The organism is Streptomyces sp. NBC_00239 (assembly GCF_036194065.1).
Taxonomy (GTDB): domain Bacteria; phylum Actinomycetota; class Actinomycetes; order Streptomycetales; family Streptomycetaceae; genus Streptomyces.
The window spans coordinates 8,163,088-8,190,023 of sequence record NZ_CP108095.1; the positions used below are offsets into that span (position 1 = coordinate 8,163,088).

Sequence of the window (26,936 nt, forward strand, 5' to 3'; positions counted from 1 at the left end):
GGCTTGGCCATTGATGCCCGCTGCGAGGGTGCAGGCATCGCGCCACTACGCCAGCTGCCACTGCTGCCACCCGGACGGCTGCCCGCCCGTCGGCGGCAGGACACGCTCAGGTGCTGATCCGGAGGGTGGCGCGGGGAAACGGGTGTGGCCGACCCTCACCACTCCGGGGCGTGTTCACGCGTCTCCGTCCATGACCCAGGTTTCAGGTGTGGCCTGGATCGCGACTGCTGGGGGCTGCCTGGTCCGGGAAGTGGGCTCGTTCGGGGAGTCACTTCCTGGTTGCCGGGGCAGGCGTGCGGTGAGCGGGCACGGATGTGGGTGTACCGGCGGGAGTCGGACAGGCCCGAGACTGCCCGGCTCCCGCTTCCCAGATCAAGGAGGCAGCCATGTCGCACGTCAAGGAGTCCATCGAGGTCGACGTTCCGGTCCGTACTGCGTATGACCAGTGGACGCAGTTCGAGTCGTTCCCGGAGTTCATGGAGGGGGTGGAGCGCATCGAGCAGCGCACGGACACGCTCACGCACTGGGTGACGAAGATCGCTGGTGTCGAGCGGGAGTTCGACGCGGAGATCACGGAGCAGATCCCGGATACCAAGGTGGCGTGGGTGACCGTCGGCGGTGAGAGCGAACAGTCCGGCTTGGTGACCTTCCAGCCCATCGATCCCACCCATACGCAGGTCACGCTGATGATGGACTTCGACCCCGAGGGGATGGCGGAGAGCATCGGCGACAAGCTCGGCTTCGTCGACCGCCAGGTCAAGGGCGACCTGAAGCGCTTCAAGCACTTCATCGAAGACCGGGGCACCGCCACCGGACAGTGGCGCGGCCAGGTCTGACAGCGCCTGACCCGCCTGCAGGGTGGGCCCCGCTCGGGGCAGAGGCCACGCGGCCGCCGCGCAGACCACGCGCGGCGGCCGCCGCGGTGCCGGAGCGCAGCTGTTGTCAGTGGTCGGGGATAGCTGGTGGGGATGGTGACGACAGCGTTGGTGGGGGATGCCGGGCATGCCCGGTGGACCTTCCGCGTCCGGGTGTCGTCCATCGGGCATGCTGCCCTGATGGGTGAGTGGGCCCGGTGCCGTTGGGTGTGGAACGAGTGCTGCTGACCGAAGCCCGCACCATGAACGCGTGGCTTCGTGAGGGGTCCTCGGTTCCGCAGCAGCAGCTGGTCCGGGACTTCGGGAAGGCCCGTGCCAAGGCGCAGAAGGACGTCAAGGAGCGTTTGCCGGTGCGGCAGCGGGCCGGGATGCCCAAGTGGAAGAAGAAGCGGGAAGCGCTGCCGTCCCTCAACTACACCAGGCGCGGATTCCGGTTGAAGGATGGGCGCCTGCACCTGGCGGCCGGGATCGTACTGGCGGTGGTGTGGTCACGGGACCTTCCGTCCGACCCGTCCAGCGTGCGGGTCTATCAGGACGGTCTCGGGCACTGGTACTGCTCGTTCGTCGTCCCCGCCGAGGTGCAGCCGCTCCCGGAGACGGGTGCGGTGATCGGTATCGACTGGGGTGTGAGCGAGACCGCGACCACCACGAGCGATGCCCACGACCTTCCACACGCCGGGCACGGGAAGAGGGCTCAGGCGAAGCTGACCCGGTACCAGCGGATGATGTCCCGCCGGAAACCGGCGAAGGGCAAGCCCGGCTCGAAGGGCTACCAGCGGGCGAAGAAGCAGACGGCCAAGCTGCACAAGAAGGTGGCCCGGCAGCGCCAGGACACCGGCCGTAAGTGGGCCAAGCGCGTGGTCCGCGACCACGACGCCATTGCGGTGGAGGACTTCCGCCCGAAGTTCTTCGCCAAGACGACCATGGCCCGAAAGGCCGCCGACGCGGCGATCGGTGCGACGAAGACGGCCCTGATCGAGATGGGCCGCAAGCACGGCAGGGCCGTGCACCTGGTGCACCCCGCGCACACCACCATGGACTGCGCGCAGTGCGGAGCGAGAACCAAGCACGCACTACCTCTCTCAGAACGAACGTATACGTGCACCGTGTGCGGAGGCGTGTCCCCCAGGGACAAGAACTCCGCACACGTGATGCTGGACCGGGCTGGTCTCAACCCGGCTGGTGCCGATCGCAGAAGACCCGACGGGGCGCAGCCTCGTCGGGCAGCGTGAGCCAGAAATCCCCACATCAGCCCTCGAGGGTGAGGAAGGCCCTCCCTTCAGGGAGGGGAGGATTCAAGTGGTGCGTTGGTCGTGGGTGTCCTGGCGGAGTTGGTCGGTGCGCCGGGTCATGGCGTCGATGCGTCCGGCGAGGTCGGCGTCCTCGGGCCGCAGATGGGGCCGGGTGCCGGTCAGGGGTTGGACGAGGCGGGCGGCGTCATTGTCGGCGAGGGCCGCGTTCAGCTCGTCGACAGCTGCCTGGGCGTCGGCTGGCAGCCCGGTGAGGGAGGTGACCTGGCCGGCCAGGCGGCGCAGATCGGCTGCGTTGTGACGGGCCCAGGCGGTGACGGTGCGGTCGGCGGCGCGGGAGTCGCGGGTGGTCTGAACGCGCTGCTCGCCGGTACTTCCGGCGGTTCCGGGGCGCAGTCGCAGGTAGCGGCGTTCGGCGGCTTGACGGCTGGCGACACCGAGAGGTCCTGCGAGGTCGGCCCAGCTCGCACCCCGGCCGCGGGCGGTTTCGATCAGGCCGGTCTCCCAGCCGGCGAGCTGCTCGCGGATCTCGCGCAGCATCAACAGGGCCGCCAGTGCGGGGTGCGGGCCCGAATCCGTTGCCGGCCCCGGCGGGGCCGTGGGTCGCGCAGGGTGCTGCGCGTCCCTGAGGGCCTGGTCGATGGTTTTCAGTGCCGCCTCGGCGACACCGAAGGGGACTGCCGCGGTCGGCTCGGGGGCCTCGTGCATGGCGTTCTCCGCACCTCTGTCATCCGTTGGATGACACCTTACTTGTCATCGTTTCGATGACATGTTACAACGGAAGCACGTTGAAGCGCATTGGCAGTTCCTGCCTGAACCAACTGGAGGTGTTTCGCGATGTTGATGCGCACCGACCCGTTCCGCGAGATGGACCGGATCGTCCAGCAGCTCTCGGGTACGTCGGGTACCTGGTCGAAGCCGTCCGTCATGCCGATGGACGCCTACCGGCAGGGCGACACGTATGTGATCGCCTTCGACCTTCCGGGCGTGAGCACCGAGGCGATCGACATCGACGTCGAGCGGAACATGCTGACCGTGAAGGCCGAGCGCCGCCCCACGGGGAAGTCCGAGGGCGTGCAGATGGAACTCTCCGAGCGGCCCCTGGGCGTGTTCTCCCGGCAGATCATGCTGGCCGACACCCTCGACACCGAGCGCATCGAAGCCGATTACGACGCGGGTGTCCTGACCCTGCGGATCCCGATCGCCGAGCGCGCCAAGCCCCGCAAGATCGCCATTGGCGGCGAGTCCGGCCGCAGGGAGATCTCCGGCTGACCCACCCGTCGCCGGCAGCGGAGGACGGACCCCGCCCCCCCCGGGATCCGTCCTCCGCACCCCATGTCCCTTCACCCCTCCCTGGGAGGTGGCGTGATGTCGATGCGCCGGGAAGCGTTCCTCGACCACGTCCGAGAACGCGGCGAGTACGCAACGGCTGACGAGGCCGATCGTGTCGCCCGCGTAGTCCTGGGCCTGCTGGGCGCCCACCTGGTCGGCACCGTGCGGGCCGAGCTCGCCGCCCGTCTCCCCGAGACGTACGCCCTGATCCTTCTGAACCCCTTGCAGGCAGCAGAACCGCTCTCGCCCGAACGCTTCGTGCGTGCGACCGCGGCCTGGATCGAAGGCGCCACCGAGAAGACGGCCCTGTGGGACATCGGCGCGGTCCTCTCCACCGTCGCCGCCGCGGCGGGCGACGCCCTCATGCGCGAGGTCCTGCTCCAGCTCCCGCCCGGTTACGACCTCCTCTTCGGCCACCCCCACCCCACCTGATCGCTCGCCGTCAATGAAGAGAAAGGCAACCGCAGCACGATGTACGACCAGCCTCGACCGAACCCGTCCCTCACGGCCATGACGTTCGAACAGATGCTGGAACGCGTGCGCTACGAAGGCGCCTACCCCACCCGCGAACGCGCCGAGGAAGCTGCCCGCACCGTTCTGGCCGCTCTCGGACGGCAGATCACCGGAGACGAACGCGTCGACCTCGCCCAGTGCCTGCCCGTCGAGGCCGCCCTCGCCCTGACCGCCCAGGTCCCCGACACCGAACAGCTCACCGGCTGGGGCTTCGTCAAGGACATGGCCTCCCGCACCGGGAGTTCACCGGCCGTCGCCCGCTGGGACACCGGCGCCGTGCTCGCCATCGTGGCGCGCCTGGCCGGGCCCGATCTCCTCGCCCGGATCCTCGACCAGCTCCCCGGCGGCTACGCCCTCCTCTTCGGCCAGGCAGAGCTGCGGCAGCACCAGCACGCCTGCTGATCCCACCCGGCCGCCCTCCGCGCACCAGGCCGGGCCCCGGCCAACCGGCCGGGGCCCGTTCTGTGCGCGGGGCGGCTTGCGGGTGTCAGCCGCGTTCGTACGGGCAGGCGCACGGCGGGGCCCGGTGGAGCCACCACCGGGCAGGCACGAGACGAGGAGTGGCCATGCCCCGCGGTTCCAGTCCCAAGCGCGAACGGCAGTACGAGCACATCAAGGAGAGCGCCGAGCAGCGCGGTGAGAGCACGAAGCGGGCGAAGGAGATCGCGGCCCGCACGGTCAACAAGGAACGCGCCCGTTCCGGCGAGTCGAAGACCGCCAGCCGGTCCTCGACACAGGACATGTCTTCGTCGAAGCGGGGCGGCCAGCGCTCGCACAGCGGCTCGCAGGGCCCCACCAAGGAGCAGCTGTACAACGAGGCGAAGCAGCGCAACATCGAGGGACGCTCCACGATGGACAAGGCCGAACTCAAGCGGGCCCTCGGCCACTGAACGTCGATGCCCGCCCGCGCCTCCCGGGGCCACCGGGAGCCGCGCGGGGGCGGGCCGTGATGCCACGAAACGGAACGGAAGCCGAGGACGGGAGCCCCACCATGAGCGGGAAGAACCACAGCGGCATGAGCAGCAAGGACCACAGCCGCAAGCCGACCCCTCCGTCACAGGCGCCTGGCGAGAGCGGCGACCCGGAAGCCCGCAAGGAAGCCGAAGAGGCAGTGCTTCCCCGCACGCAGGACGGCGAAGCCGGCGATGCGCTGACGCCGAACACCGAGGCACAGCGCGGCGCGGCCGCGAAGTCCCGAAGCGGAAGCGGGAGAGACGACGGCCGTTCCGCCTGAAGGGGCTCGCCGCGGGAGGGCGGGGCGCGCCCGGGCCCGACTGGAAGGAGTCTGCCGTGCACGAACGACTTTCCCGGCTGCTCGGCGGGGCGACCGCCCTGTACGGGGCGGCGATCTTGGCGAAGCCCCAGTGGCTGGCGATGCCCTGCGGCATGGTGACCGAGGACGACGGCAGCACCCCGGCCGAGAGCACGCTCCTGATAAGGGCCCTCGCGGCCCGCGACACCGTGATCGGGCTCGGGATGCTGGCCGCCACGACCACCGAGACGCGCCGCGCGGCCACCCTGTGCAGGGTGGCGTGCGACGTCGGCGACGCCGCACTCTTCGGTACTTTCCTCCACACCCCGCTCCACCGGACCGAGGCTGCCGCCGGCGCCCTCGCCCGGGCGGCGTTGTGCGGGTACAGCATCGCCCCCTCGCGGGCACCCTGGCGAGCAGGCGTACGGATGCCCGCCCGCTGCTTGCTCCGGATCGCCGCGTTAGCCGGGGGCGACACCGGGCAGACGCCACCCGACGCGTTCCGGTCCCGGGCTCGCCGCACACGGCGGGACCTCGACGCAGCGGATCGCCCGGACGGAGGCAATGGTGAAGACATCGAAGATCGCGTACAAACCCGTGGGCCTGGTTCTCGGCGCCGCCGGTGGCGCGCTGGCCAGTACCGCGTTCAAGCAGGTCTGGAAGCGGCTCGGCCACGACGACGACGCGCCGAACGCCACCGACGAGGGGCGCAGCTGGCGGGAGGTGCTCATCGCCGCCGCGCTGCAGGGTGCCGTCTTCGCCACGGTCAAGGCCTTGATCGACCGGGGCGGAGCCGTGGCCGCCAAGCGGGTCACCGGCACCTGGCCCGCCTGAACTGTTCCACCGTGCGGGCGTGTCCTACGCTTCCGCCTGGCCTGCGTCCGGGCCACAGCGTCAGGACGGCGCGTCCGGACCCGTCGCCCGCCGGTGGGCTACGTGCCCGCCCAGCGCGCCGCTCACGGCGAGTGCCGCCAGCCCCGCGAGGGACCACATGCGGCCCTTGACCGTGTGACCTCGCACCCGGGCTCCGAGAGACACCGTGTAGCAAGCGATCACGGCCACGTTCGACACCGCGTGGGCCAGCCCGACCCGAGCCTGTTCCAAGGGGAGATCCGCCCAGTCCACCCAGCCGGCAACGGCCGAGGGCGCGGCTCCGGCCAGACCCACGGCCGTGAGCGTCGCTGCCGCGGGCTGCCCGCCGGGCACAACGTCCATGATTCCGGCCGACAGCAGGCAGCCGACCGGCACCTGTACCAGTACGGGATGCAGCGGGTGACCCAGCGGCCTGCCCCGCAGCACATCGCGTGCGCCGCCCAGCGGAACAGCCCGTACGGCCCGCTGGAGGCCGCGTACGACCGGATCCGCGACCGTGGCGCCTTCGATGCGGTCCAAGGTCTTCAGCCACGCTGCGGACGCCGTCTCCAGGGCCGCCGCCGGGCCCGTCTTCACGGTCGTGATCTGTGTGTCCATGGGTGTCACCTACCCAGCCTCGCTCCGCCTTGCCTGCGTGTCACGGGGCTCCCGGCTGCCGCGCTGCCGGGGCGTGTTCAGTGGGAAGCCGCCGCGAGGAGTGCGGCGAGCTGGTCCACGGCCAAGAGGGCGTCCCCTGACTGCTGGCCTTCCCGATACAGACCCACCACTACGAACGGAGGCCGCCGTACGGCGACGACGCCGCGGCCCCCGCGCTTGCCGTGCAGGAGGTGCCGGCTCGCCTCGGCGGCCACGTAGCGCTCACCGCCGACCGAGATTCCGTCGGCGAGGGCATCGGCCGGTGCCTCGAAGAGCCCCACGAGTCGTCTTCCCTCCTGCACCGTGGTCAGGAACCCGGCCGTCGACGTGCGTACAGTGCCGTCCATCCGCAGGATCTCGGCCTCCGCGACACAGCCGGAGTCAAGGCCCCGTCGCAGTTCCGCCGCCCCGTCCATCTCGTCACCCCTTTCCCGCCGGCACCGGCACCGGCAGTGGCACCGGCAGTGGCACCGGCACCCTGCGCCTTCCCCGGGGCGAGCCGCGAACACAGGCAGGGGCGAAAGATCTCGGGCGCGTTCGCGGGCGTTCGCCGGGCCAGTGGGGGCGACGCCCCGCAGTTCATCCCGGTCATGGAACGCATCACCGTCCACCACCCGGGGAAGGTATCTGCGCACCCGGCCGGACCACCTGGGCGGCGACGAGGCGTGTCCCTCCCGGCAAGCCGCCCCTGCACGTCTCGGCGGCGGAACTTACGGCTTGTGGGTTGCCCAGAGGAGTTCCGCCGGCCAGCGATGTGCCCAGTCGGGTGGTTCGGTTTCGTTGTAGCCGTTGGGTGTTCCGCGTTCGGGTCGCGGCTCGATGAGGTCGTCGATGATGAGACCCGCGCCGCGCAGGATCCTGACCCAGTCGCCGTAGGTGAGTTGATAGCTGATCGCGCCGTTGCCTTCGGCGATGGTGTTCAGCCCGAAGTAGTCCTTCTGCAGCGTCGTGGTCACGCGGCCGGCGGCCTCGTCGTAGCAGGCTTCGAACCATGGGTTGGCGACGTTGAAGACCAGGCGCCCGCCTCGGCGCAAGACGCGTGCGGCCTGCGGGACGGCCAGGTGCGGGGGCGCCCAGCTGAGCCCGCCGAAGTCGCAGAACACCAGGTCGAAGCTTTCGGCGGTGAAGGGGAGTTGTTCGGCGGCGCCTTGCACGAGCGGATAGCGGGCCGCTCCCATCGCGCGGGCCGCTGCGGCGAGTTGGGCTTCGGACAGGTCGAGCCCGACAACGGTGGCGCCCTCGGCGGCGAGCGCCCTGGACCACTGGCCGGCGCCGCAGCCGAGTTCGAGGACGCGCTTGCCGGTGACGTCGCCCAGGGCGTGCAGGTGCGCGTCGGGGATGGAGTACATGCCCCACAGCCGGGGTGTGGCGCCGATCTGCGGGTCGTGCTCGTGCTGGTAGGCGCTGCTGATCTGGTTCCAGAACCGCCGGTTGGCGGGGATGCTGTCCACGTGCCGACTCCAGCACTGCCTGCCGGGGGCGGTCAACCCGATTAGGGCGCAGGCCGGCCCTCGGCCCACCGACACGAGCCTCGTGGTCATCGCTGCGTGCACGCCGGCGTCGTGGTCCCTGCTGGCCGGCGGTCCGGACCCGACGGGTGCGCGAGACGATCGGGCACCCGGACCTCGGACCTCAACGCGCGTGTTGCTCCGAGCAGGGGCAAGCGATGGCTTCCGGCCTGCTGGTTACCGCAGGAGCAGCCTGAGGAGCAGTAGCGAGGAGAGGATCGCTGCTGCCAGCAGTGGGGTGCTGGTGAACCGGCGCAGCAGGCTGAGCGCCCAGGCGAGCGATGCCACCGGGCCACCTACGAGGAGGAGTACGGCCAGGACCTTGAGGAGGCCGGCCAGCCCGCCGCTGGACGGGGACGCGTGGTTGAGGACGCTCATCGTCCGGGCTGTCCCTGATGACGGCGGCCGCACCCAGGCCAGGCCGACTTCGTCAACGTGTACGCGGTCTGCGGCAACGCGACTCCCTAAGGGGCGGCTTGACGTCGCTCGTCGAGTCCAGTGTGTGCCGGCGAAGGTGATGGCCACCTGGGAGGACCGGAGGGCTCGTCGCAGCTCAGCGCGGCGGACTGCTCGGCACTGAAGCTCACGCTGGATACGCATGGAGGGCGGCGCCGTGCCCGGCCGCCCTCCGGCAGTGCGAGGGGGTGTGGTGCTCGCGATCCGACGGCTCGTCGCCCCGGCCGACGTTCCCGGTCGTCCGGGTCAGAGCTGAAAGCCGGTCGTCGGGCCGGCGGCGTGGAGCGGGCCTGGTGCCTCGCTAAAGGGCCAGCACGATCCCGTAGACCAGGAAGAACAGGGCCACGACCGCCGCGACGGCGAGGATGATCACGAGTGGCCCCTTGGACCAGCCGCGCTTGAGCGGGCGGTACGGACCGGCGCCGGAGGCGGTGCTGGCCTCGGCTGGAGGGGTCTCGCCGGGTGGCACCGAGCCGCCTGGTTCCAGACCGGGGGTGGTGCGGGGATCAGGATCCGGACTGTTGGTACTCATATTCGGCGTGTCCCCGGAATCAGGGCGAGCATGCCTGCCCCACGGGGGCGGCCACCATGATGTGTCGGTCGGTGAGCATGCGGTGTCTGTCGGTGCGGGGTCAGGACACTCGCGCCGTGCACGTAGCGGATCTGTCCGCGCTGTGCGAAGCCCATGATTCAGGCAGGATCGGCGTTCGCCACGCCCCGTCGGCGGGACACCGCAGCGTGGCGGACCCTGGCCGTGCTGCTCAACGCCGGTATCGGCTTCCACAAGCGTTACTGCGGTGGGCCCGGATACCGGCCCCGAACTCTGCGCGATGTGCGCGAACGGATGGCGCACGCGCACCGCACTGGCGTGCCGGTCGCTGTGGCCCTCGTACAGCGGGACCTGCCGTAGCGGCTTGCAACCGGCCTGCGAGGGCTGCGCGCGGGCGTGCTGTGAGGGCGCGGGGCGGCTGCTGGCGGTCGATGGGGTGGAATGGGCGGGTGACCGCACACGATGTGGCCCGGCTTCTTCCGGGCATTGAGGATCTTCGCGCACATTGCCGTGGCCTGGCGATGCTGGACGCCGTGCTCAGCCCGGAGTGGGACGCGCGGTTCTACTCCTTCGACGCTCACTGGGACGAGGGCGAGCAGATGGCGTCGATGCGCGACGGAATGGGCAGCGAGTACTCGATCGTGTTCTCGCCTGCCGGTGCCTACGTTCGGGGCTTCGACCGGGAATCCCTCATGAGCCCGTGGGCCCGTATGGGCGTCCCCCAGGTGTGGCCGGGCGTCCTGGACGACGTGCCGGAAGTCTTCCGTCCGTACGTCACCGAGCCCGCGTTCTGCCAGGAAGACGGCACCCCCACGCTCACGTGCTGCTTGTGGCGAGGGACGGGCGACGCCGCCTGGAGCACCGGGACCGTCGCCTTCCCCACAGGGGGCGACGGTGACCCCGACGGCGCGAACACGCTCTTCGAGCTCCTCGTCGACCGCACGCCCGACGCCTACGCGGCATGGGCCTGCGAGTACTACGAGACATCCGTCGACGTCGAAGTCGTCCGCGCCCTCCTGGCCCAACACCCGCTGACACCGGAGATCATCGCCGCCCTCAACCCGGACGTCGAGCTCGCCGACCTGGCCCAGGACCTCACCGAGATCGGCTACCCCACCTGAACCAGCACGCCCGCGCAGCACCACGGCCACTTCGACAAGTTCCCTCGCTCACAGCACCCGGGCTCGGCTCCCTCGGAATGGGAGCCGGCGCCCGCCTGACACCTGCCCGCTGACACCTGCCCGGTCCCGTCGGCGCGGCCGGCGACTTGAGCGACGGGCTGCCGGCGCCCGCCGTCTGATGCCCGGCGCGGCTGGCCCTGGGTAGGTGTGCTGCGCCGCCTGGAGGACCGCGATGGTCGTGATCGGAAAATTGCTTTTTCCACTCATTTATCCCGTTTTTATGGGTAGGCGTCGTGCGGAAATCACTCCTTCTCTGGAGGTCATCATGGCGTCGACCCATCGCGTACCCATCGAGGAACACCCTGACCTGATGGAACTGCGGGCCCGGCACGACCGCGCCGTCGCGACTCCTCGCGCTCAGATGGTGGAGGCCCTCGCTGTGGTCACCGGCCTCTATCTCGCGGCGTCTCCATGGATAGTCGGCTTCAACGGGTTCACCACACTCGCCGTCACCAATCTGATCGCAGGTATTGCTTACACGCTCCTTCTAGGCGGTCTGGGCAGCTCCTACGAGCGGACCCATTCCATGGCCTGGGCCGCGGCCGCGATTGGCATCTGGACCTGTGTCGCGCCCTGGGTGGTTGCCGGTGACGTCGCTCATACCCGCTCGATCACCAGCAACCTCATCACCGGAGCCATCGCCACGCTCCTCGCCCTCGCTGCGGCCTCCGGAGCCCGCGACCGCGCCGACAACCGGCCCGGCGCACGGGCGCACCGCTCCATGCCCGGCGACCGCTGACACGCCCGCCCGGTAGGTGAACGGACTGGCTGGCCAGGGCAGCCCCGGCGCGCCCGGGGAACCCCGGGTAGATGCCGCGCAACCCCCGGCGGATCCTGGAGATCAGGAGATCAGGACGCTACGGCGCCCGCCCATGAGGCGGGCGCCGTAGCAGTCCCCTTTCAGAGGGCCCGCCTGAGGCCGAGCCCGCAAGCTGGTCGGGGTGCGCTCGGCGCGCGGCTTCGCTGTTCGGCGGCTTCTTGGTGCTGTGTGTGCTGGGCCCAGGGGATGGCGGCGTCGCGGGGCGGTGATGATGGGCACGGACCTGCTGCCGTCGGGCAGGCCGGGGACGCTTTCTGCGGGGTGTGCGCGGGGATGTGGCAGATGTGATGCAGCGGGATCAGGGGTTCATGTGGCGGGCTGCGGTGCGGGTGCGGGTGCGGGTGCCGGTGCCGGTGGCGGTGGCGGTGCCGGTGCCGTGCCAGTCCAGGCACAGGACGGTGGCGTCGTCTTTCGGCGGCTGGCCGTTGTAGGCGCCGGTGACGGCGGCGACCAGGGTACGTACGACTTCGCGCGGGTGCTCGGTGGCGGTCTTGCGCAGGAGTGCGGGCAGGTCGACTGTCGCGGCTTGTCGCTCTTGCATGCCGTCGGTGTAGAGCACGAGGCGGTCGCCGGGGCGCAGATCGAGGTCTTGGACCTGGTAGGCGCCTTGGCCGGGGAGGCCGAAGGGCAGGTTCACCGCGAGGTGCAGTTCATCCACGGCGCCGTCGCGTAGCCGCAGCGGCCAGGGGTGGCCGGCGTTGACCAGCTGGGCTCCGGTCCCGTCGAGTGCGATGCGTAGGAGCTGGCCGGTGGCGAAGGACCGGTGGCCGTGGTCGAGGAGGGCCTGGTGGGTCTGGCGGGCCTGTTCGGCGAGGTCGCATCCGGCGCGGCGGGCGCCGCGGGAGGCACTGACGAGGAGGGTGGCCATGAGCGCCGCATCGACGTCGTGGCCCATGGCATCGGTGATGGACAAGTGCAGGGTGTCGCTGTCCAGGCTGTAGTCGTAGGTGTCGCCGGCGATGTCGGATGCCGGGACCAGGGCGCCGGCGAGGGCGAACTCGGCGGCATCGCAGGAGGGAGCCGAGGGCAGGAGCTGGCGCTGGATCTCCGCGGCCAGGCTGACCGTGGTGGTGCGGTTGCCCCAGTGGTACAGATCGGTGAAGCGGCGGTCGGCGACGATGATGTACGCCAGCGCGTGCGCCGCCTCCTCGACCTGCGTCAGCACATCCGGTGTTACGCGGGTGAGGAACAGCTCCAGGACACCGATCGTGTCGCCGCGGTTCGTCACCGGCGCCAGTACCCGCTGCCCGCGCTCGCCCTCCCGTTCCTGCACCAGTCTCTGGCCGCGCAGGACCTCGTCGTACACACTGCTCCCTACGAGGGGGACCTGGTCGGCGCGGCGTTCCTGGAACGTATCCGCTTCTTCGTGGACACGCAGCAGGCGCCGGCCCACCACGTCGACGAACAGGAACGACACGTACCGCGCACCGAACCGGTCGCGCAGATTCTGCGCCACGACATCGAGCGAGCGCACCGGCGCCGCGTCCTCAGCCGCTGCCAGTACCTCGGCCAGTCCGATCCGCTCACCCGCCACGTCAACCTCCATACGTTGTGGGTGCTCCCTTCCCTGCGGCACGACGGAAATCACGCTGCGGACGCCTCGGCTTGGCGGCCCCCTGTACACCACGTCGAAGGTGTCACGGCGTGGGGGTGGCGCGATTCCTTGACGGACGCCGCCCGGAGCGAGCGGGGCGGCCGCGGTTCACGCGGCATGTGTCGCTGTGGCCGCGGAGTGCCGGAGCAGCCTGGAGAGCAGGCGTCCGGCCCGTTGGGAGCGGTGTTGGTCATCCTCCCGGTCTGCGGCGGACGGCGTAGGCGGGTTGCCTGTTCGGGTCAATCCTCCGTCCGGGGCGAGCGACACGACCGTACGCCGGGTACAGGGCGTCCGGGTGGCGGGCGGCGCCGCCCGGTAAGGCAATGCCGAGGAGGCGCTGGTGGACGGGATCGTGCTGCTCAAGGAAGACCACAAGACGGTCGAGAAGCTGTTCAAGCAGTTCGAGAAGGCCGGCGACAACGCGCACGCCGAGAAGCGGAAGATCGCGGACCAGGTGATCGAGGAACTCACCACCCACACCTGGATCGAGGAGAAGATCTTTTACCCGGCCGCCCGCGAGGCCGCCCCCGAGACGAAGGACCACGTCCTGGAAAGCGTCGAGGAGCACCACGTCGTGCTGTGGATGCTCTCCGAGCTCAAAGACCTGGACCCGAAGGACGAACGCTTCGACGCCAAGATGAGCGTCCTGATGGAGAACGTCCGCCACCACGTTGAGGAAGAAGAGAAGGAGTGGTTCCCCGACGTCCGCAAGGCGATGGGCCGCAACCGCCTCACCGAGCTCGGTGAGCAGATGGAGAAGGCGAAGAAGAAGGCCCCGGGTGAGCCTCTCGCCGTCCCCAGCGCGAAGAAATAGGTGACCGCAGGCTCGCCTCCTGCTCGGGACACGGAGCATGGAGCGGCCGCCCCCCTGGCGCAGGACGTTGGTGACGAGTAGCTAGATGGACCAGATCGCCCTGCCGGGCCCCGGCTCCCCTTCCTCAGGCCTGCCCGAGAACGTCAGTGGGCTGGGCGGTGGGTGGTGCGCCACATCGAGCGGGCCAGGTAGTAGAGGAGGGCGGCGACGAGAACCAGTACGCCGATGGACAGCTGGTAGAGCATGCCGTCGACGCTCGCGCCGATGATCACCAGGGTGGTCCCTGCGATGAGCAGCACCAGGAGAAGAGCCATGACAGGCAGTGCGTGAGGGCAGAGAGGGCGGGCTCAGGCGTCGGCGCCACGGCTCGGAGGTCCGGACAAATCGCGAGCGGACGCCCGGTGCCTTTCCCTGAAGGTGGGGTCGCAGTGTAGAGAACGGAGCCGTGACCAGCCAGGATGCCGGTCATGACCGCTGACCAGGACCTCGTTCCCTTTCGCCCGACCCAGTCGGCAACGGTGGTATTCGGCGCGGGGGCCGCGATCGGGGTTCTGGGCGGGATGATCGGGTTGGGTGGCGCGGAGTTCCGTCTGCCGCTGCTGGTCGGCCTGTTCGGGTTCGCGGCGCTCTCAGCCGTCATTCTGAACAAGGCGATGAGCCTGGTCGTGGTCCTGGTGGCGCTTGCGACCCGCCTGGCGGCGGTCTCGGCCGCGGAGGTGGCCGCCCGCTGGCCGGTCGCGGTCAACCTGCTGGCCGGCAGCCTGGTCGGGGCGTGGGTTGGGGCGTCCTGGGCGGTACGCATGCGCCCCGCCACCCTCTACAAAGTGCTCGCCGCCCTGATGGTGTTCATGGCGGCCGCTCTGCTGGTCACCCACACCACGGCCCTGGGCACGCTCGCCCTGCCCGGGTGGGCACAGGTGCCGTGCGGCGTGGTGGCCGGGTTCGGCATCGGGGTGGTCGCGGCGATCATGGGCGTGGCCGGCGGCGAACTCCTGATCCCGACGATCGTGCTGCTCTTCGGCCAGGACATCAAAACGGCCGGAAGCCTGTCCCTGCTGGTATCGCTGCCGACCATGCTGGTGGCCTTCGCCCGCTACAGCCGCGACGGCAGCTTCGCCGTCCTCGGCGCGAACCTCCGCTTCACCACGATCATGGCCGCAGGTTCCCTCGTCGGCGCGGTGCTGGGCGGGCTGTTCCTCGGCGCCATCCCGGACCTGGTGCTCATCCCGTTGCTCGCCGTGATCCTGCTGATCTCCGCAGCCAAGCTCGCCCGTCACGACTGACGTCGCCGCTCGGCGCATGACGGGGCAGCGCGTACTCGCCCAGGGTCTTGATCGGCATACGATTTCGGACCCGTACCGGCGTCCCGTGGCGTGACGTTCCGGAGCGGTACGGCCTCTGGGGCGGGCCGCTGATGTGAGCGACCTCGCCGGTCCCCGCCCCGATCTGGGTGGTGGACCGGCGAGGCCGCCGCCGTTTCGTCAGAGGTCGGCAGGGAAGCGGTCCCATGCGCGGTGCTCGCCGAGCGCCCGCGTGAGCTCCTCCACGGTCGCGGTGCTGGTTTCGCCGGTGGCGATGCCCGGATCGTCCGCCGTGATGCCGGCGGATTCCAGGAGGCGCTCCGCGCCGTTCCAGCCGCCGATGGCCTTGCCGTGTCGGTACGCCTCGGTGAGGAGCAGCAGGACGCGCGGATCGGCGGCTTGCGGGGGCCGGGCGGTGCCGGCCTTGGCGTCGCGGGCGCCGTAGGCATCTGCGCCCGCCTGTGGTTCCCCGGCCAGGAGCAGGGCGTCGAATTCGACGGAGCGGGCGGTGGCGTAGGTCCGCTGAACGGTGATCGGATCGCCGTCGGGGTCGAGGGTTCCGCCGGTCGGGGCGATGACGAGGGGCACCATGGCGGCGTCGAGGACGGCTTGCCGTGCGGTCCGTACGCCGTCCAGGTCGGCCTCCGCGTCGGCGATGATGCCGACGACACGACCGTCGGTCGGCCAGGTCCCGCCCATCTGGGAGAGGGCCGGGCTGGGGTCGGGCTCGGCGAGCGGTTCGGTGGCCGAGGGGGCCGGCAGGCCGAGGCCGGTGGCGACGTGTTCGCACAGCTGCGGGTCGATGTTCGCGAGGACCTGGAGGGTGCGTTCCTTGACGGCCCGCTCGTAGCACTTGTTCAGCTCGAAGGTGTACGCGGCGATGATGTGCTCGCGCTCGGGCGGCGTCATGCTGAGCCAGAACAGGCGCGGTTGGGAGAAGTGGTCCGAGAACGAGGCCGGCGCCTCGCGGACCTTGCTCGCCGCCGGAACCTTCACAGGCGTCTCGACGAAGGCGCCCGTGTCGGCTCCGGCCAGGAACGGGCAGCCGCCATCGAGGCTGTTGGGCCGGTAGGGCGCCACACCCGTGTGGACGGCGGTCTGGTGCATGCCGTCGCGGAGCATGTCGTTGACGGGGGCGTGCGGCCGGTTGATCGGGATCTGGCCGAAGTTGGGGCCGCCGAGCCGGCTGATCTGCGTATCGAGGTACGAGAAGAGCCGGCCGGCGAGCAGCGGGTCGTCGGTGACGTCGATGCCGGGGACCAGATGGCCGGGATGGAAGGCGACTTGTTCCGTCTCCGCGAAGTAGTTCTTCGTGTTCGCGTTCAAGGTCATCAGTCCGATGGGCTGGACCGGCGCGCGCTCCTCCGGGACGATCTTGGTGGGGTCGAGGAGGTCGATGCCTTCGAAGGTCTGGTCGTCGGTGTCGGGGAAGACCTGGATGCCCAGTTCCCACTGGGGGAAGGCGCCGGCCTCGATCGCGTCGAAGAGGTCCCGGCGGTGGAAGTCGGGATCCATTCCGTTGATCAGCTGCGCCTCCTCCCAGACCAGGGAGTGCACGCCCAGCTTCGGCTTCCAGTGGAACTTCACCAGCACGCTCTCCTCGGCCGTGTTCACCAGCCGGAAGGTGTGGACTCCGAATCCCTCCATCGTCCGGTAGGAGCGGGGGATGCCGCGGTCGGACATGTTCCAGAGGGTGTGGTGGGTGGCTTCGGTGTGCAGGGACACGAAGTCCCAGAACGTGTCGTGCGCGCTCTGCGCCTGCGGGATCTCGCGGTCCGGATGCGGCTTGGCGGCGTGGATGACGTCGGGGAACTTGAGCGCGTCCTGGATGAAGAACACCGGGATGTTGTTCCCGACCAGGTCGAAGGTGCCTTCATCGGTGTAGAACTTCGTGGCGAACCCGCGGGTGTCGCGCACCGTGTCCGCGGATCCGCGCGAGCCGAGGACCGTGGAGAACCGCACGAACACCGGCGTCTCCACGTCCTTGGCCAGGAACGCCGCCTTCGACACCTCACCGGCCGTGCCGTACCCCTGGAAGACACCGTGAGCGGCGGCGCCCCGTGCGTGGACGACCCGCTCCGGGATCCGCTCGTGGTCGAAATGGGTGATCTTCTCGCGGAGATGGTGGTCCTGGAGAAGAACCGGGCCGCGGGCTCCGGCCTTCAGCGAGTGATCGGTGTCCGGCAGACGCGCGCCCTGGGCGGTGGTGAGGTAGGCGCCGCTCTGCGCGACGCGGGCCTGGTCGGCGCCGGTGGGCTGCCCGGTGGGGCTCACGGTCTCGGGGCCGTCCTGGTCCGGCTTCGGGGGCAGCGGTTCCCCCGGCTGCATGGGTTCGGCCAGGGACGGGGGGACGGGGCCCGGTTGGCCCGGCAGTTCGTTCCCGGCGGTGTCCTCTGCTGGCTGCTGCTTTTTCGTCATGGTCGTTCTCCTTATGGGCGGCGGCGTTGTGGTGGAGGCAACAGCAGTGCCTTGATGCGGCCCGCGGTACCTGCGCGTTCGAGCGCGGCAGGTTAGGGGAGGGGCGTGCCGCCGGTGGCGTTGACGATCTCCCCGGTGATGTAGCTGGCTTGGGGGGAGGCCAGGAAGACGTAGGCAGGGGCCATCTCCGCCGGCTGGGCCGCGCGGCCCAGGGGCGACTGCTTGCCGAACTCCGTCACGTCGGGCATGGTCGCCGGGATCAGCGGCGTCCAGACCGGCCCGGGGGCGACAGCGTTGACGCGGATGCCGCGCTCGGCGACCATCTGCGCCAGCCCGTGGGTGAAGGAGATGATCGCCGACTTCGTCATCGCGTAGTCGAGCAGGTGCGGGCTGGGCTGGTAGCCCTGCACCGACGCGGTGTTGATGACCGACCCGCCGCGCGGAATGTGGGCGAGGGCCGCGCGGGAGAGCCAGAACATCCCGTACAGGTTGGTTTTCATCACCCGGTCGAACTGCTCCGTGGTGATGGCCTCGATCCCGTCGGGCTGGGACATCTGGTAGGCGGCGTTGTTGACGAGGATGTCGATGCGCCCCAGCTCGTCCACGGCCCGGTTGATCAGGGCCTCGCACTGTTCCTCGTCGCGGATGTCGCACTGGACGGGCACGGCCTTGCGGCCTGCGTCGCCGACCAGCCGTGCGGTCTCGGCCGCCTCCTCCGCTTCCTCGGGGAGGTGGGTGAAGACGACGTCCGCTCCCTCCCGGGCGTAGGCCAGGCACACGGCCCGGCCGATTCCGGAGTCGCCTCCGGTGATGACGGCCGCCCGGTCCAGGAGTACGTCGTGGCCTTGGTAGGAGTTCTCGCCGTGGTCCGGGCGGGGGTCCATCTCCTCCGTCGAGCCAGGGGGTTCCTGATCCTGATCGGGGAAGGGAGGGCGCGGGTAGCGGGTGACAGGGTCGGGAACGCGGGGTTCTCTCTGGGGCGACATTCGTTTCTCCGGTCTACGGGGCACACAAGGCGAGCTGTAGGTCAGCTCGCCGGGTAGGCGGCTGCCTTGAGGCGTCGGGCGAGGTGGGCGGTGTTCGCGGCGAGAGTGGCTGTTGTGGCCACCGTCTTCTCGGGGGTCTTCTCGAGGTCCTGGTAGTCGGTGCCCTGCATGGCTTCGCCGACCCAGTAGGTGACGGCGTTCGGGGCGAGGGAGAAGCCGACGTCGTTGAGGCCCTGGAAGAGGTCGGCGCTGACCTTGTGCGCGCCGTCCTCGTTGCCGACCACGCACACGCCGGCGACCTTGCCGTAGGTGAGCATGCGGCCTTCGTCGTCGGTTTCCGAGATCTCGGCGTCGAGGCGCTCCAGGACCCGCTGGGCGATGCTGGAAGCGTGGCCGAGCCAGATCGGGGTCGACAGGATGAGGATGTCGCAGCCCAGGATCGTGTCGCGGATCTCCGGCCACGCGTCCCCGTCGCCCATATCCGTCTTCACACCGGGCTTCACGTCATGGTCGGCGATCCGGATCGTCTTGCCCGTCACACCGTGCTCGGCAAGGGCGGCCATCGTCTGCTCGGCCAGCAGCTGCGAGCTGGACGGAGCGGGCGAGGGCGAGAGGGTGCAGACGAGCGCGACAGCACGGAGCGGAGTGTGATTGTTGGGGTCCATGATGTCCGGCTACCCGCACACCCCGCTTTGATGTCGCAAGCGGTCCCATTCATACCCTTTGGCTCAGTCGGCAGGGCGTGTTTGGAGTACAGAACCCTGCGCTTGATCTGCGGCTGAACACGGTGGAGCGCTTGCGTGACCTGGACTCGCGGGTGCTGCGCCGGGTGCGTCGTGCCGGGCGATTCGCACCCCTGTCAGGTGTCGGCCAGATTCCCGGTGCCGTTTTGCATACGACCAGGTCACCATGGTCATCAAGGCAGGGATGGCGAACAGCGGGGCGAAAGCGAGCCACCAGACGGTCAGAGCCGTATCGCTCGACATGTACGTCTGGCTTTCGACGGTGAAAGCGACCACGAGTTGCCACAACGCCACCAGGAGCAGGACGCCCGAGGCGGTCCAGGCCAGCGCGGCGAGGGCCCCGGGGCGCAGCGGCCGCCACCGGTCGCTGACGAGCAGCAACGGAAACAGAGCGGCTACCTCGGCAAGGACGGACAGACCGACGACGTACGCGATGCCCCAACCCGGGATGCCGAAGACGTCGCGCAGCACCTGGTCGCTGTAGCCCACATAGACACCGGAGGCCATGGCGATGCGCCACAGACCGGACGGGACTGCGCAGAGGGCTATGGCGTGGGCGGCGCGGCGAGCCCAGACAGGCGCGGGTGCGAAGGCGGGGAGGGGAGCGTCGACTGTCGTCATGACGTACATGCTGGCCTCGGGCACGGGTGCTCCACATCAACCGCTACGGCGGGCTGCCCTCCCCCTGCGGGGGGAGGGTGCGCCGGCTGAGGGAGGACTTGAAGAGGCCCCTGATCACCCGACAGGCTGGGTTGTCCAACCGTCCGACCCCACTGGTCAGAAGCGCGGCCCGACAGTGGGATGCGAGACCGCAGCAGCGGCCTCCCCCCTGATGATGACCACCGGGGCCGGTCAAGTTCTCGTGACACGGGACAGTCGCTTCGGGAAGCGGCAGAGCGCCGCGCCCCGCTTCGGCGAAGGTTCACGCAGCGCGCTGGCCTGCGGCGGTCCATCTTCGGTGTCACAAATCACGGATGAGAGGTGCGCCGTCCGTTGGCGGAGGCGGCGGACGGCGCTTGCTACGACGCGCGGGAACCCGTCGTCAGAGGATGGAGCGCGCGATGCGGAACCCTACGTCGTCGACTTGGAATGTCGGGTGGCTGCGGCGCCGTGCAGAAGCCCGGCAACTCCAGTGCTCATCGAACCAACCACCGCCACGGAGCACCCGGTAGGTGCCGTAGACCTCGGCGTCGTAGACGTCCCAGCACCAGTCCCAGACATTGCCGAGCATGTCGTGAAGACCCCACGGGTTGGGGTGCTTTCCGCCCACGGCGTGGATGCGCTCGTGCGAGTTGCCGCGGTACCAGGCGATCTCGTCGAGCGGCCCGTACTGCGGCCCGGTCGTACCGGCACGGCAGGCGTACTCCCACTCGGCTTCGGTCGGCAGCCGGTACCCGTCGGCGGACGCGTCCCATTCGATGCCTTCGCTGTCGGCACGGAGGTCGTAAGCGGGTGTGAAGCCGTCGCGCAGGGACAGTGCGTTGCAGAACCGTGCCGCGTCCCACCAGGAAACGCACTCAACGGGCAACTGGTCCCCGTGGGCGGCACTCGGCCGCCGGCCGGTGATCTGCGCATACAACGCCTGGGTGACGGGGAATGCCCCGAGCTGGTACGGCGCGACCTCGACCGGCCAACTGCACTGTGTCCGCCGGTCCGACAGCGTTACCTGCCCCGGCGGGATGGAGACCATCTCGCTTCCCGCAACCATGTCCATGATCAGGAGATCCTACCGAGACTGTGAGTACGCCACGGCGGGCCGGAACAGTTCCACTGAGACGGCAACCGTCGTCCAAGCGTCTGGGACCAGACCAAGTAAGACTCTTGGCGAGCACGCGCCTCAGAAGCCGTTGTCTTCCCGGATGTGATGGTTGAGTTTCCGCTGCTCAGGCATGGTTTCGGTGTCGCCGCGGGAGAGTTCGGACGTTCAGTTCGTTCTCGGCTGTCGGCGATGTGGAGATGACCAGTGGCATCGGTGAAGGGGCCGATGCAGGAACGGAAGGCCGCTGCCCGGGCGCGGGCGGAGGAGCTTCGGGTGCAGGAGGTCCGGATCGCGGCTGAACTCGGCGTGGCAGGCGGCCATGTTGTCTACTACAAGACCTTGTTCGTGTTGGATCTGGTTGCCAGGAGGTCTGGAAAATGGGCGAGTTGTACCCGCCGGTTGAGCCGTACGAGCAGGGGATGCTCGACGTCGGCGAGGGCAACCTCGTGTACTGGGAGGTCTGCGGGAACCCGGACGGCAAGCCGGCACTCGTCGTCCACGGCGGACCGGGATCCGGATGCGGGACCGGGGCACGCCAATACTTCGACCCGGACCGCTACCGGGTCGTCTTGTTCGATCAGCGCGGCTGTGGCCGCAGCACCCCCCACGCAAGCGAACCCACGACCGACATGCGCCACAACACCACCCGGCACCTGATCGCCGACATGGAGCGGCTTCGCAATCACCTGGGGATCGACCGCTGGCTGCTCTATGGAGGCTCGTGGGGATCCACGCTGATCCTGGCCTACGCCGAGGCTCACCCGGAGCGGGTGTCGGAGATCGTCATCGCCGCCGTCACCACCACCCGGCGCTCCGAGATCGACTGGCTCTACCGAGGTGCGGGCCGGTTCTTCCCCGAGCAGTGGGAACGCTTCCTAGCGGGAGCCGGCGGCACACCACGGGACGGTGACATCGTCGCGGCCTACGCCCGGCTGATGGAACATCCGGATGACGCGGTACGGGAGAAGGCCACGGCCGACTGGTGCGCCTGGGAGGACGCGGTCCTGTCCGGGGAGACGAACGGCGCCTCCCATCCGTACGGCGACCGCCCCCCGGCGGCACAACTGGCCCTGGTCCGCATCTGCTCGCACTACTTCTCCCACGGCGCCTGGCTGGAGGAAGGCGCTCTCCTGCGCGATGCGCACCGCCTGGCCGGTATCCCGGGTGTGCTGGTCCACGGCAGACTCGACCTGGCCGGCCCGCTCGACACCGCATGGGAACTCGCCCGCGCCTGGCCCGATGCCGAGCTGACCGTCGTCGGCAACGCAGGCCACCTGGGCAGCGACACGACCCGCGCCCATGTGCTCAAGGCCCTCGACCAATTCGCTCGCCAGGGATGAAACCAGACCGCGACCTCCGCCGAGGCATCGACGCATCCGGGTCACCGATTGCGCCAGCCATACCCGCCGACCTGTCACAGAGGAGCCGTGACAGGATGCGCGGGCATGAGGATTGAACGAGCGGATCGGCCCGTTGCCCTGATCAGCGGGTCCACGTCGGGGATCGGGGAGGCCGTCGCGCGGAGGCTGGCTGCGGACGGGATGCGGGTCGTCGTGCACTCGCGGCGCAGTGCGGAGGCCGGGGAGGCGCTGGCGGCGGAGCTCGGCGGCGCGTACGTGCGGGCGGATCTGGCGGTGGAGGAAGAGGCCCGAGGGCTGGTCGAGGCGGCACTCGACCGTTTCGGGCGGCTGGATGTGCTGGTGAACAACGCGGGCATCAGCTGGCCGATCCCGCACGACGATCTGGCCGCGGCGACACCGGCGGACTGGCGGCAGCTGCTGGAGGTCAACCTGATCGCACCGTGGGTGCTGTGCACGGCGGCACTTCCGGCTCTTCGTCGATCCCCTGTGGGCGGCAGCATCGTGAACGTCACCAGCCACGCCGGGGTGCGCCCCAAGGGCTCGTCGGTGCCGTATGCGGCGAGCAAGGCCGCTCTGAATCACGTGACCCGGCTGCTGGCGGCTGCGCTCGGGCCCGAGGTGCGGGTCAACGCGGTGGCGCCGGGGCTGGTGGACACGCCGATGACGAAGGACTGGGCTCAGGCGCACGAGCTGTGGCGGGACCGTGCGCCCATGCGCCGCCCGGCCCAGCCTGCCGACGTGGCCGACCTGGTGGCGACGGTGATCGCCAGCGCCTATCTCACCGGCGAGGTCATCGTGCTCGACGGCGGACTGAATCTGACCTGAAGCCCAGAGTCGCCGATCAGGCAGAGTCTGTCGCCGGCGAGGGTGGCCGGCGACGTTGTGCGGCTGTCGGTGGTGGCCGCCGTGGCGTGGACGAGTCGGCTGGCGACCGTGGGGATGTGACGGCGCGGGCGCGTCGACTTCCCGTCGCCGGCCCCCAGTCAGCTCCTCGCGCGCCCGTGTATCTGCCTTGGCGCCGGCAGGGCGATCCATGGCGTATGGTTGATCTTGTTCCCGCGGCCGGAATTCCGGATGGCGGGGCATGCGTTGGTGGTCCAAGGAAAGGCACCCCACTTCCCGTGGGGGGATGCAGGTGCAAGGCCTGCCCAGCGCTCGGTCAAGGCCCCGGCCTCCCTTGAGGAGACCGGGGCCTTTCGCGTGTCCCGTGACCTCTGTGCCAGAGGCGATGGTGTCAAGAGGTGTTGCGGTGCCGGCCGTGGTGCGGGGGTTCGGCGGTCGCGAGGAGCACGAGGGCCAGCCCCAGGGGCAGCAGGAGCAGCAGCATCAGGATCATGTGCCGCTTGTGCCCGCCCGGAGGCATTCCACACGGGACCGGCAAGTGAAAGCCGGGCCACGGCAGTTCCCGGGTGAGGAGCGAGGCTGCTCTCTCGCAGGTCGGCCGCGGGCACGGTGCTGTCACCTGGGACGCTTCCGGTGCTGCCGGAGCGGACCGGTCAGGCGGTACAGCGGATCATGGTCAGCGGGCGGTTCCCGGCGTAGTCCTGCCAGTACTCCTCGCCGAACTCCTGCACGCCGGCCTCCGATACGTCCAGGCGAACCCACTCGACCGCGGTGAACCCGGCCGCCGTCAGCGTCTTCTCGTACGTCTCCCGGGACGGCACGGTGGCCTCGAACGACACCGGCGGCTCCAGCAGGGCCGTGAGGCGGATCCCCCTGCCGATCTCGTTGTCCTTGCCGGTCGACTCGCACAGGAAGCCGTACTTGGCCAGCGACGGGCCGTCGAAGTCGAAGTCCGGGCTCTGCACGAAGAGGAAGAACGATCCGCCGGGGTTGAGGCTGCGCCGGATGTTGCGCATCATCTGCTCGATCTCGGCCACGTCGTTCGCGTAGTTGAACGCCTGCACGGCCACCGCGATGTCGAAGGGCTCCTCGAAGGTCCGCAGGGTGGCGGTGTCCCCGACCTCGTACGCGATGCCGAGGGGGTCCGCCTGCTCGATGGCTTCGGCGGCGTCGACCATCGCGCCGGAGATGTCGAACCCGAAGACCCGGGACGCACCGCGGCGGCGGAGCTCGCGGCTGTAGAAGCCGGTCCCGCAGGCGATGTCCAGCACGGACTTCCCGGTGACGTCGCCCGCCAGGGCGAGGAAGCCCGGTACCTCGGCGTAGCGGATGATGGGCAGGGTCTTGAAGCCCTCGAAGGCTTCCCCGATACCGTCGTACAGCTGACCACTCATCGTGGCGGTTCCCCTCGATTTGTGGCGTCGGCTCCGAAATGAGCCGCGGCCCGTGGAGGAAGTTTCATCCGACAGCGGACCGACCTCGTACTGGCGAAAGATCCAAAAAGCGACCCCCGTCGATGTGCGGAGGTCCCTCCAACCAGCCCCGTACGCAGCGGAATTCAACGAGCCACCGTGTTCCGTTTCCCTTCCATCTCTGTTCCAGTCCCCTTCCAGGCCCTTGCCCGGCGCGATGAACGCCGCCGCGCAGCTGTTCCGCTTCGGGCCGGGTGACGGCGCCGGTGAGGCCCTGAAGGCTGGCGGCGGTGGTCGGGCGGGCGCCTCGGCTTCCCAGCGGAGCGGTCCGGTGGGACCATGACGCCACCGGCGGTACCCGCCAGCGTGGGGGTGTGCTCGTCCGGCGTCACCGTCCTGGAGTCCCCATGAACATCAGGCTCCGGCCCACCCGGCCCCATCGGTTCCTCACCGCGGCGGCGATCACCGGGCTGCTGCTGACAGGCTGCGACGACGGCGCCCCGGAGCGCCCGGCGCCCACCGGCCAGCCGACCGGCACAGTCCGTACGCCCTCCGGCTCCCCGTCGGCGGTCTCCGAGCCCACCGCGCCCACCTCGACCCGCCCTGCTCCCGCCCCTGCCACCTCGGCACCCGGAGCGTCCGAACCGGCCCTCGGGGCGGGTCTCCAGCCGCTGTGGCCGTTCACCACGCCCGCGCAGGTGCAGGACTGGCAGCGGTCCTACCGTGAAGGCGGCCACCAGCCGTGGCACCTGGACGCGGACCGGACCGCGCTGGCCTTCGTCCAGGGCTACCTGGGCTTCGGGGAGATCGGCCGGATCTCCTCGCGCTCCGTGAGCGGCCGGCATGCCCGGATAGGCGTCGGCCCGAGCGCTCCCGAGGAGGCCCGTCGCAGCACTGCGGCGGTCATCCACCTGGTGCGGTACGGAACGGGACCGGACGCCCCCTGGGAGGTGGTGGGCACCGACGACACGACGTTCACGCTGACCGTGCCCGCGTACGGCGCCCTGGCACGCTCCCCGATCCGGGTCGGCGGACGGATCACCGGCGTGGACGAGAGCATCAGGGTGCAGGTGCGCCAGCCGTCGTCGGCGCGGCCACTGGGCACCGCCTGCTGCACCCCGGCCGGCGGCTCGGACCAGCCCTGGACCGCGACCGTCTCGTACACCCGCCCCACCGACCCGGTCCTGACCATCGTGGCCTCCACCGGCGGCCACCTGACGGAAGTCGAGCGCTTCACCGTCACGGCAGTACGCTCCCGCTGACGCCGACCGACGGTCCACCACCGCGCTGCACGGCCAGAGCGGGAACACGACGGGGGAGAAGGCGGCCTCTGGGGCCGTCGGCCGGGAGGCCTCCTTGCGGCCGGCGGCCTCCGCGCCCCGGTCCGGGCCGACATTCGCCGCCCCGTCCTCGCGGCCGGACGGGACGGGGCACGCATTAAATCGGATGTGCGTGCGGCGCAGGGTTGTTAGGTTCGCCGTGTGCCGAAGCTGAATCAGATCATCGCAGTCGAAAAGGGCGTCAAGTCCAAGGCCCTCCAGGAGCTCACTCAGGCTCACCAGGACGTGCAGAAGCCCGCCCTGCTGGCCGGCATCTCCCGGACCTACCAGCCCAAGGACGAGGAGGGCGAGCAGCTGCCGCCCGAGTCCACGCGCGTGCAGATCAAGGCCGAGGACGCCCTGCGGGCGACCGCCGGGACGCTGACGCGGCTCTTCGACGTGACCGCGACGAAGGACTGGGCGAACCGGTCCGCGGTCGCGGACGTGGTGGTCGACGGTACGGTGCTGTTGCCGCAGGTGCCCGTCCCGTACCTGCTGTTCCTGGAGAAGCAACTCACCGACCTGCACACCTTCGTGCGCAAGCTGCCGGTGCTCGACGCCTCCGAGTCGTGGAACCTGGACCCCTCGACGGACTCGTGGAAGACGGACCCGGTGCGGACCATCCGCACGAAGAAGGTTCCGCGCAACCACGTGAAGGCCGAGGCCACGGAGAAGCACCCGGCGCAGGTCGAGGTGTACTACGAGGACGTCCCGGTCGGTTACTGGACCACGGTGAAGTTCTCCGGCGCGCTGCCCGCCCGGCGGGTCAACGAGCTCCTCGACCGCGTCGAGAAGCTCCAGCAGTCCGTCAAGTTCGCCCGCGAGGAGGCGAACAACACCGAGGTCACCGACCAGCGGGTCGGCGACGCGGTCTTCGGCTACCTCTTCCGGTAGCCCCACATACGCCCTCCGTCGCGAGCGGAGGGTGCGCGATGAGCGCAAGCTGAAACTGATGTTGAAGCTGATCAAGGGGTGTCAGTTGGGGGTTCGAATCCCTCCCCCCGCACCACGTGCGGGGGTGGCCCAAGCCTGGCAGAGGCGGCCCCGTGAAACTCAGATTCTCGCTCCAGTCTCAGTATTCGCCGCCGAACACCGGATCGACCGAACGTGGGCGAACATCGACGGATGGGGGTTCAAGTC

General features: G+C 69.8%; 29 protein-coding genes and 3 pseudogenes. 18 read left to right on the top strand and 14 right to left on the bottom strand.

From position 1 onward, the window contains the following. Nucleotides 1-386: 386 nt before the first annotated feature. Both OG764_RS36065 and OG764_RS36070 read left to right on the top strand, forming a co-directional pair. The gene (locus tag OG764_RS36065) at nt 387-836 is read left to right on the top strand and encodes an SRPBCC family protein (RefSeq protein WP_328972557.1); all 450 of its coding nucleotides are present in this window, start codon (nt 387-389) and stop codon (nt 834-836) included. Nucleotides 837-968: 132 nt separating this feature from the next. Beyond that, nucleotides 969-2,107: pseudogene (locus tag OG764_RS36070) on the top strand (RNA-guided endonuclease InsQ/TnpB family protein). Between the two features lie 63 nt (nt 2,108-2,170). Here OG764_RS36070 and OG764_RS36075 read toward each other — a convergent pair. Continuing rightward, nucleotides 2,171-2,833, bottom strand: coding sequence for an HSP18 transcriptional regulator (locus tag OG764_RS36075; protein WP_328972558.1), 663 nt, complete (start codon nt 2,831-2,833; stop codon nt 2,171-2,173). Nucleotides 2,834-2,962: 129 nt separating this feature from the next. Between OG764_RS36075 and OG764_RS36080 the strand changes: the two genes are divergently transcribed. The 6 genes from OG764_RS36080 to OG764_RS36105 all read left to right on the top strand — a co-directional run bounded on the left by OG764_RS36080 (nt 2,963) and on the right by OG764_RS36105 (nt 6,056). Beyond that, on the top strand, nt 2,963-3,397 hold the full coding sequence (locus OG764_RS36080; protein ID WP_328972559.1) for an Hsp20/alpha crystallin family protein: 435 nt from the start codon (nt 2,963-2,965) through the stop codon (nt 3,395-3,397). Nucleotides 3,398-3,493: 96 nt separating this feature from the next. Continuing rightward, nucleotides 3,494-3,889: a DUF2267 domain-containing protein gene (locus OG764_RS36085; protein ID WP_328972560.1), complete on the top strand. Its 396-nt coding sequence runs from the start codon at nt 3,494-3,496 to the stop codon at nt 3,887-3,889. Nucleotides 3,890-3,928: 39 nt separating this feature from the next. Further along, nucleotides 3,929-4,372: a DUF2267 domain-containing protein gene (locus OG764_RS36090; protein WP_328972561.1), complete on the top strand. Its 444-nt coding sequence runs from the start codon at nt 3,929-3,931 to the stop codon at nt 4,370-4,372. 164 nt (nt 4,373-4,536) lie between these two features. Beyond that, on the top strand, nt 4,537-4,860 hold the full coding sequence (locus OG764_RS36095; RefSeq protein WP_328972562.1) for a plasmid stabilization protein: 324 nt from the start codon (nt 4,537-4,539) through the stop codon (nt 4,858-4,860). A gap of 101 nt (nt 4,861-4,961) precedes the next feature. Further along, nucleotides 4,962-5,204: a hypothetical protein gene (locus OG764_RS36100; protein ID WP_328972563.1), complete on the top strand. Its 243-nt coding sequence runs from the start codon at nt 4,962-4,964 to the stop codon at nt 5,202-5,204. A gap of 585 nt (nt 5,205-5,789) precedes the next feature. Next, a complete protein-coding gene (locus OG764_RS36105; RefSeq protein ID WP_328973282.1) occupies nt 5,790-6,056 on the top strand; it encodes a DUF4235 domain-containing protein in 267 nt (88 codons plus the stop codon). Nucleotides 6,057-6,116: 60 nt separating this feature from the next. Here OG764_RS36105 and OG764_RS36110 read toward each other — a convergent pair whose 3' ends face one another. The 5 genes from OG764_RS36110 to OG764_RS36130 form a co-directional block, all read right to left on the bottom strand. Further along, on the bottom strand, nt 6,117-6,692 hold the full coding sequence (locus OG764_RS36110) for a DUF2231 domain-containing protein (RefSeq protein ID WP_328972564.1): 576 nt from the start codon (nt 6,690-6,692) through the stop codon (nt 6,117-6,119). 77 nt (nt 6,693-6,769) lie between these two features. After that, complete coding sequence (locus OG764_RS36115) at nt 6,770-7,147, bottom strand: profilin (protein ID WP_328972565.1); 378 nt, start codon at nt 7,145-7,147, stop codon at nt 6,770-6,772. A 294-nt stretch (nt 7,148-7,441) separates the two neighbouring features. Beyond that, nucleotides 7,442-8,182, bottom strand: a complete 741-nt coding sequence (locus OG764_RS36120; RefSeq protein WP_328972566.1) for a class I SAM-dependent methyltransferase — start codon at nt 8,180-8,182, stop codon at nt 7,442-7,444. A gap of 234 nt (nt 8,183-8,416) precedes the next feature. Then, nucleotides 8,417-8,617 (bottom strand): hypothetical protein, encoded by a 201-nt coding sequence (locus OG764_RS36125; RefSeq protein ID WP_328972567.1) that lies wholly within the window; start codon nt 8,615-8,617, stop codon nt 8,417-8,419. A gap of 379 nt (nt 8,618-8,996) precedes the next feature. Beyond that, nucleotides 8,997-9,227 carry a DUF6480 family protein gene (locus tag OG764_RS36130; RefSeq protein WP_328972568.1) on the bottom strand — a complete coding sequence of 77 codons (231 nt, stop codon included), beginning with the start codon at nt 9,225-9,227 and terminating at the stop codon, nt 8,997-8,999. Between the two features lie 126 nt (nt 9,228-9,353). Here OG764_RS36130 and OG764_RS36135 point away from each other — a divergent pair. From OG764_RS36135 to OG764_RS36145, 3 genes and pseudogenes are all read left to right on the top strand, one after another. Beyond that, nucleotides 9,354-9,605: pseudogene (locus OG764_RS36135) on the top strand (deoxyxylulose-5-phosphate synthase); the annotation flags it as partial. Nucleotides 9,606-9,766: 161 nt separating this feature from the next. Beyond that, nucleotides 9,767-10,366 carry a hypothetical protein gene (locus OG764_RS36140; protein WP_443056152.1) on the top strand — a complete coding sequence of 200 codons (600 nt, stop codon included), beginning with the start codon at nt 9,767-9,769 and terminating at the stop codon, nt 10,364-10,366. 232 nt (nt 10,367-10,598) lie between these two features. Further along, entirely contained in the window at nt 10,599-11,165 is a 567-nt protein-coding gene (locus OG764_RS36145; RefSeq protein WP_443056153.1) for an SPW repeat protein, read from the top strand. A gap of 379 nt (nt 11,166-11,544) precedes the next feature. Here OG764_RS36145 and OG764_RS36150 read toward each other — a convergent pair whose 3' ends face one another. Next, complete coding sequence (locus tag OG764_RS36150; RefSeq protein WP_443056154.1) at nt 11,545-12,792, bottom strand: PP2C family protein-serine/threonine phosphatase; 1,248 nt, start codon at nt 12,790-12,792, stop codon at nt 11,545-11,547. A 388-nt stretch (nt 12,793-13,180) separates the two neighbouring features. On the opposite strand from OG764_RS36150, the gene OG764_RS36155 reads away from it, so the two are divergent. Further along, entirely contained in the window at nt 13,181-13,654 is a 474-nt protein-coding gene (locus tag OG764_RS36155; protein ID WP_328972570.1) for a hemerythrin domain-containing protein, read from the top strand. A gap of 143 nt (nt 13,655-13,797) precedes the next feature. On the opposite strand, the gene OG764_RS36160 is transcribed toward OG764_RS36155, so the two are convergent. Beyond that, nucleotides 13,798-13,968: a hypothetical protein gene (locus OG764_RS36160; RefSeq protein ID WP_328972571.1), complete on the bottom strand. Its 171-nt coding sequence runs from the start codon at nt 13,966-13,968 to the stop codon at nt 13,798-13,800. A gap of 153 nt (nt 13,969-14,121) precedes the next feature. Here OG764_RS36160 and OG764_RS36165 point away from each other — a divergent pair, with 153 nt between their 5' ends. Next, nucleotides 14,122-14,937 (top strand): sulfite exporter TauE/SafE family protein, encoded by an 816-nt coding sequence (locus OG764_RS36165; RefSeq protein WP_328972572.1) that lies wholly within the window; start codon nt 14,122-14,124, stop codon nt 14,935-14,937. A 20-nt stretch (nt 14,938-14,957) separates the two neighbouring features. Beyond that, a pseudogene (locus OG764_RS41830) lies at nt 14,958-15,056 on the top strand (IS5 family transposase); the annotation flags it as partial. Between the two features lie 79 nt (nt 15,057-15,135). Here OG764_RS41830 and OG764_RS36170 read toward each other — a convergent pair. The 5 genes from OG764_RS36170 to OG764_RS36190 all read right to left on the bottom strand — a co-directional run bounded on the left by OG764_RS36170 (nt 15,136) and on the right by OG764_RS36190 (nt 20,816). Then, nucleotides 15,136-17,373, bottom strand: coding sequence for a catalase (locus OG764_RS36170; protein ID WP_328972573.1), 2,238 nt, complete (start codon nt 17,371-17,373; stop codon nt 15,136-15,138). Between the two features lie 92 nt (nt 17,374-17,465). Continuing rightward, on the bottom strand, nt 17,466-18,359 hold the full coding sequence (locus OG764_RS36175) for an SDR family oxidoreductase (protein WP_328972574.1): 894 nt from the start codon (nt 18,357-18,359) through the stop codon (nt 17,466-17,468). Between the two features lie 41 nt (nt 18,360-18,400). Continuing rightward, on the bottom strand, nt 18,401-19,024 hold the full coding sequence (locus OG764_RS36180) for a flavodoxin family protein (protein WP_328972575.1): 624 nt from the start codon (nt 19,022-19,024) through the stop codon (nt 18,401-18,403). 63 nt (nt 19,025-19,087) lie between these two features. Further along, complete coding sequence (locus OG764_RS36185; RefSeq protein WP_328972576.1) at nt 19,088-19,747, bottom strand: hypothetical protein; 660 nt, start codon at nt 19,745-19,747, stop codon at nt 19,088-19,090. Between the two features lie 397 nt (nt 19,748-20,144). Continuing rightward, nucleotides 20,145-20,816, bottom strand: coding sequence for a formylglycine-generating enzyme family protein (locus OG764_RS36190; protein WP_328972577.1), 672 nt, complete (start codon nt 20,814-20,816; stop codon nt 20,145-20,147). A 422-nt stretch (nt 20,817-21,238) separates the two neighbouring features. Between OG764_RS36190 and pip the strand changes: the two genes are divergently transcribed. Beyond that, nucleotides 21,239-22,201, top strand: coding sequence for a prolyl aminopeptidase (gene pip / locus OG764_RS36195; protein WP_328972578.1), 963 nt, complete (start codon nt 21,239-21,241; stop codon nt 22,199-22,201). Between the two features lie 105 nt (nt 22,202-22,306). Further along, nucleotides 22,307-23,047, top strand: a complete 741-nt coding sequence (locus OG764_RS36200; RefSeq protein ID WP_328972579.1) for an SDR family NAD(P)-dependent oxidoreductase — start codon at nt 22,307-22,309, stop codon at nt 23,045-23,047. Between the two features lie 671 nt (nt 23,048-23,718). On the opposite strand, the gene OG764_RS36205 is transcribed toward OG764_RS36200, so the two are convergent. Next, a complete protein-coding gene (locus OG764_RS36205; protein ID WP_328972580.1) occupies nt 23,719-24,459 on the bottom strand; it encodes a class I SAM-dependent methyltransferase in 741 nt (246 codons plus the stop codon). Nucleotides 24,460-24,884: 425 nt separating this feature from the next. On the opposite strand from OG764_RS36205, the gene OG764_RS36210 reads away from it, so the two are divergent. Both OG764_RS36210 and OG764_RS36215 read left to right on the top strand, forming a co-directional pair. Continuing rightward, nucleotides 24,885-25,739: a hypothetical protein gene (locus OG764_RS36210; protein WP_328972581.1), complete on the top strand. Its 855-nt coding sequence runs from the start codon at nt 24,885-24,887 to the stop codon at nt 25,737-25,739. A gap of 219 nt (nt 25,740-25,958) precedes the next feature. Beyond that, nucleotides 25,959-26,690: a DUF7873 family protein gene (locus tag OG764_RS36215; RefSeq protein ID WP_006376607.1), complete on the top strand. Its 732-nt coding sequence runs from the start codon at nt 25,959-25,961 to the stop codon at nt 26,688-26,690. Nucleotides 26,691-26,936 lie beyond the last annotated feature (246 nt).

Excerpts from the sequence above, each read along its gene's own strand:
- OG764_RS36065 (WP_328972557.1), top strand. The coding sequence starts at position 387 with ATGTCGCACGTCAAGGAGTCCATCGAGGTCGACGTTCCGGTCCGTACT.
- OG764_RS36075 (WP_328972558.1), bottom strand. The coding sequence starts at position 2,833 with ATGCACGAGGCCCCCGAGCCGACCGCGGCAGTCCCCTTCGGTGTCGCC.
- OG764_RS36080 (WP_328972559.1), top strand. The coding sequence starts at position 2,963 with ATGTTGATGCGCACCGACCCGTTCCGCGAGATGGACCGGATCGTCCAG.
- OG764_RS36085 (WP_328972560.1), top strand. The coding sequence starts at position 3,494 with ATGTCGATGCGCCGGGAAGCGTTCCTCGACCACGTCCGAGAACGCGGC.
- OG764_RS36090 (WP_328972561.1), top strand. The coding sequence starts at position 3,929 with ATGTACGACCAGCCTCGACCGAACCCGTCCCTCACGGCCATGACGTTC.
- OG764_RS36095 (WP_328972562.1), top strand. The coding sequence starts at position 4,537 with ATGCCCCGCGGTTCCAGTCCCAAGCGCGAACGGCAGTACGAGCACATC.
- OG764_RS36100 (WP_328972563.1), top strand. The coding sequence starts at position 4,962 with ATGAGCGGGAAGAACCACAGCGGCATGAGCAGCAAGGACCACAGCCGC.
- OG764_RS36110 (WP_328972564.1), bottom strand. The coding sequence starts at position 6,692 with ATGGACACACAGATCACGACCGTGAAGACGGGCCCGGCGGCGGCCCTG.
- OG764_RS36115 (WP_328972565.1), bottom strand. The coding sequence starts at position 7,147 with ATGGACGGGGCGGCGGAACTGCGACGGGGCCTTGACTCCGGCTGTGTC.
- OG764_RS36125 (WP_328972567.1), bottom strand. The coding sequence starts at position 8,617 with ATGAGCGTCCTCAACCACGCGTCCCCGTCCAGCGGCGGGCTGGCCGGC.
- OG764_RS36130 (WP_328972568.1), bottom strand. The coding sequence starts at position 9,227 with ATGAGTACCAACAGTCCGGATCCTGATCCCCGCACCACCCCCGGTCTG.
- OG764_RS36140 (WP_443056152.1), top strand. The coding sequence starts at position 9,767 with ATGCTGGACGCCGTGCTCAGCCCGGAGTGGGACGCGCGGTTCTACTCC.
- OG764_RS36145 (WP_443056153.1), top strand. The coding sequence starts at position 10,599 with ATGGTCGTGATCGGAAAATTGCTTTTTCCACTCATTTATCCCGTTTTT.
- OG764_RS36150 (WP_443056154.1), bottom strand. The coding sequence starts at position 12,792 with ATGGAGGTTGACGTGGCGGGTGAGCGGATCGGACTGGCCGAGGTACTG.
- OG764_RS36160 (WP_328972571.1), bottom strand. The coding sequence starts at position 13,968 with ATGGCTCTTCTCCTGGTGCTGCTCATCGCAGGGACCACCCTGGTGATC.
- OG764_RS36165 (WP_328972572.1), top strand. The coding sequence starts at position 14,122 with ATGACCGCTGACCAGGACCTCGTTCCCTTTCGCCCGACCCAGTCGGCA.
- OG764_RS36170 (WP_328972573.1), bottom strand. The coding sequence starts at position 17,373 with ATGACGAAAAAGCAGCAGCCAGCAGAGGACACCGCCGGGAACGAACTG.
- OG764_RS36175 (WP_328972574.1), bottom strand. The coding sequence starts at position 18,359 with ATGTCGCCCCAGAGAGAACCCCGCGTTCCCGACCCTGTCACCCGCTAC.
- OG764_RS36180 (WP_328972575.1), bottom strand. The coding sequence starts at position 19,024 with ATGGACCCCAACAATCACACTCCGCTCCGTGCTGTCGCGCTCGTCTGC.
- OG764_RS36190 (WP_328972577.1), bottom strand. The coding sequence starts at position 20,816 with ATGGACATGGTTGCGGGAAGCGAGATGGTCTCCATCCCGCCGGGGCAG.
- pip (WP_328972578.1), top strand. The coding sequence starts at position 21,239 with ATGGGCGAGTTGTACCCGCCGGTTGAGCCGTACGAGCAGGGGATGCTC.
- OG764_RS36200 (WP_328972579.1), top strand. The coding sequence starts at position 22,307 with ATGAGGATTGAACGAGCGGATCGGCCCGTTGCCCTGATCAGCGGGTCC.
- OG764_RS36205 (WP_328972580.1), bottom strand. The coding sequence starts at position 24,459 with ATGAGTGGTCAGCTGTACGACGGTATCGGGGAAGCCTTCGAGGGCTTC.
- OG764_RS36210 (WP_328972581.1), top strand. The coding sequence starts at position 24,885 with ATGAACATCAGGCTCCGGCCCACCCGGCCCCATCGGTTCCTCACCGCG.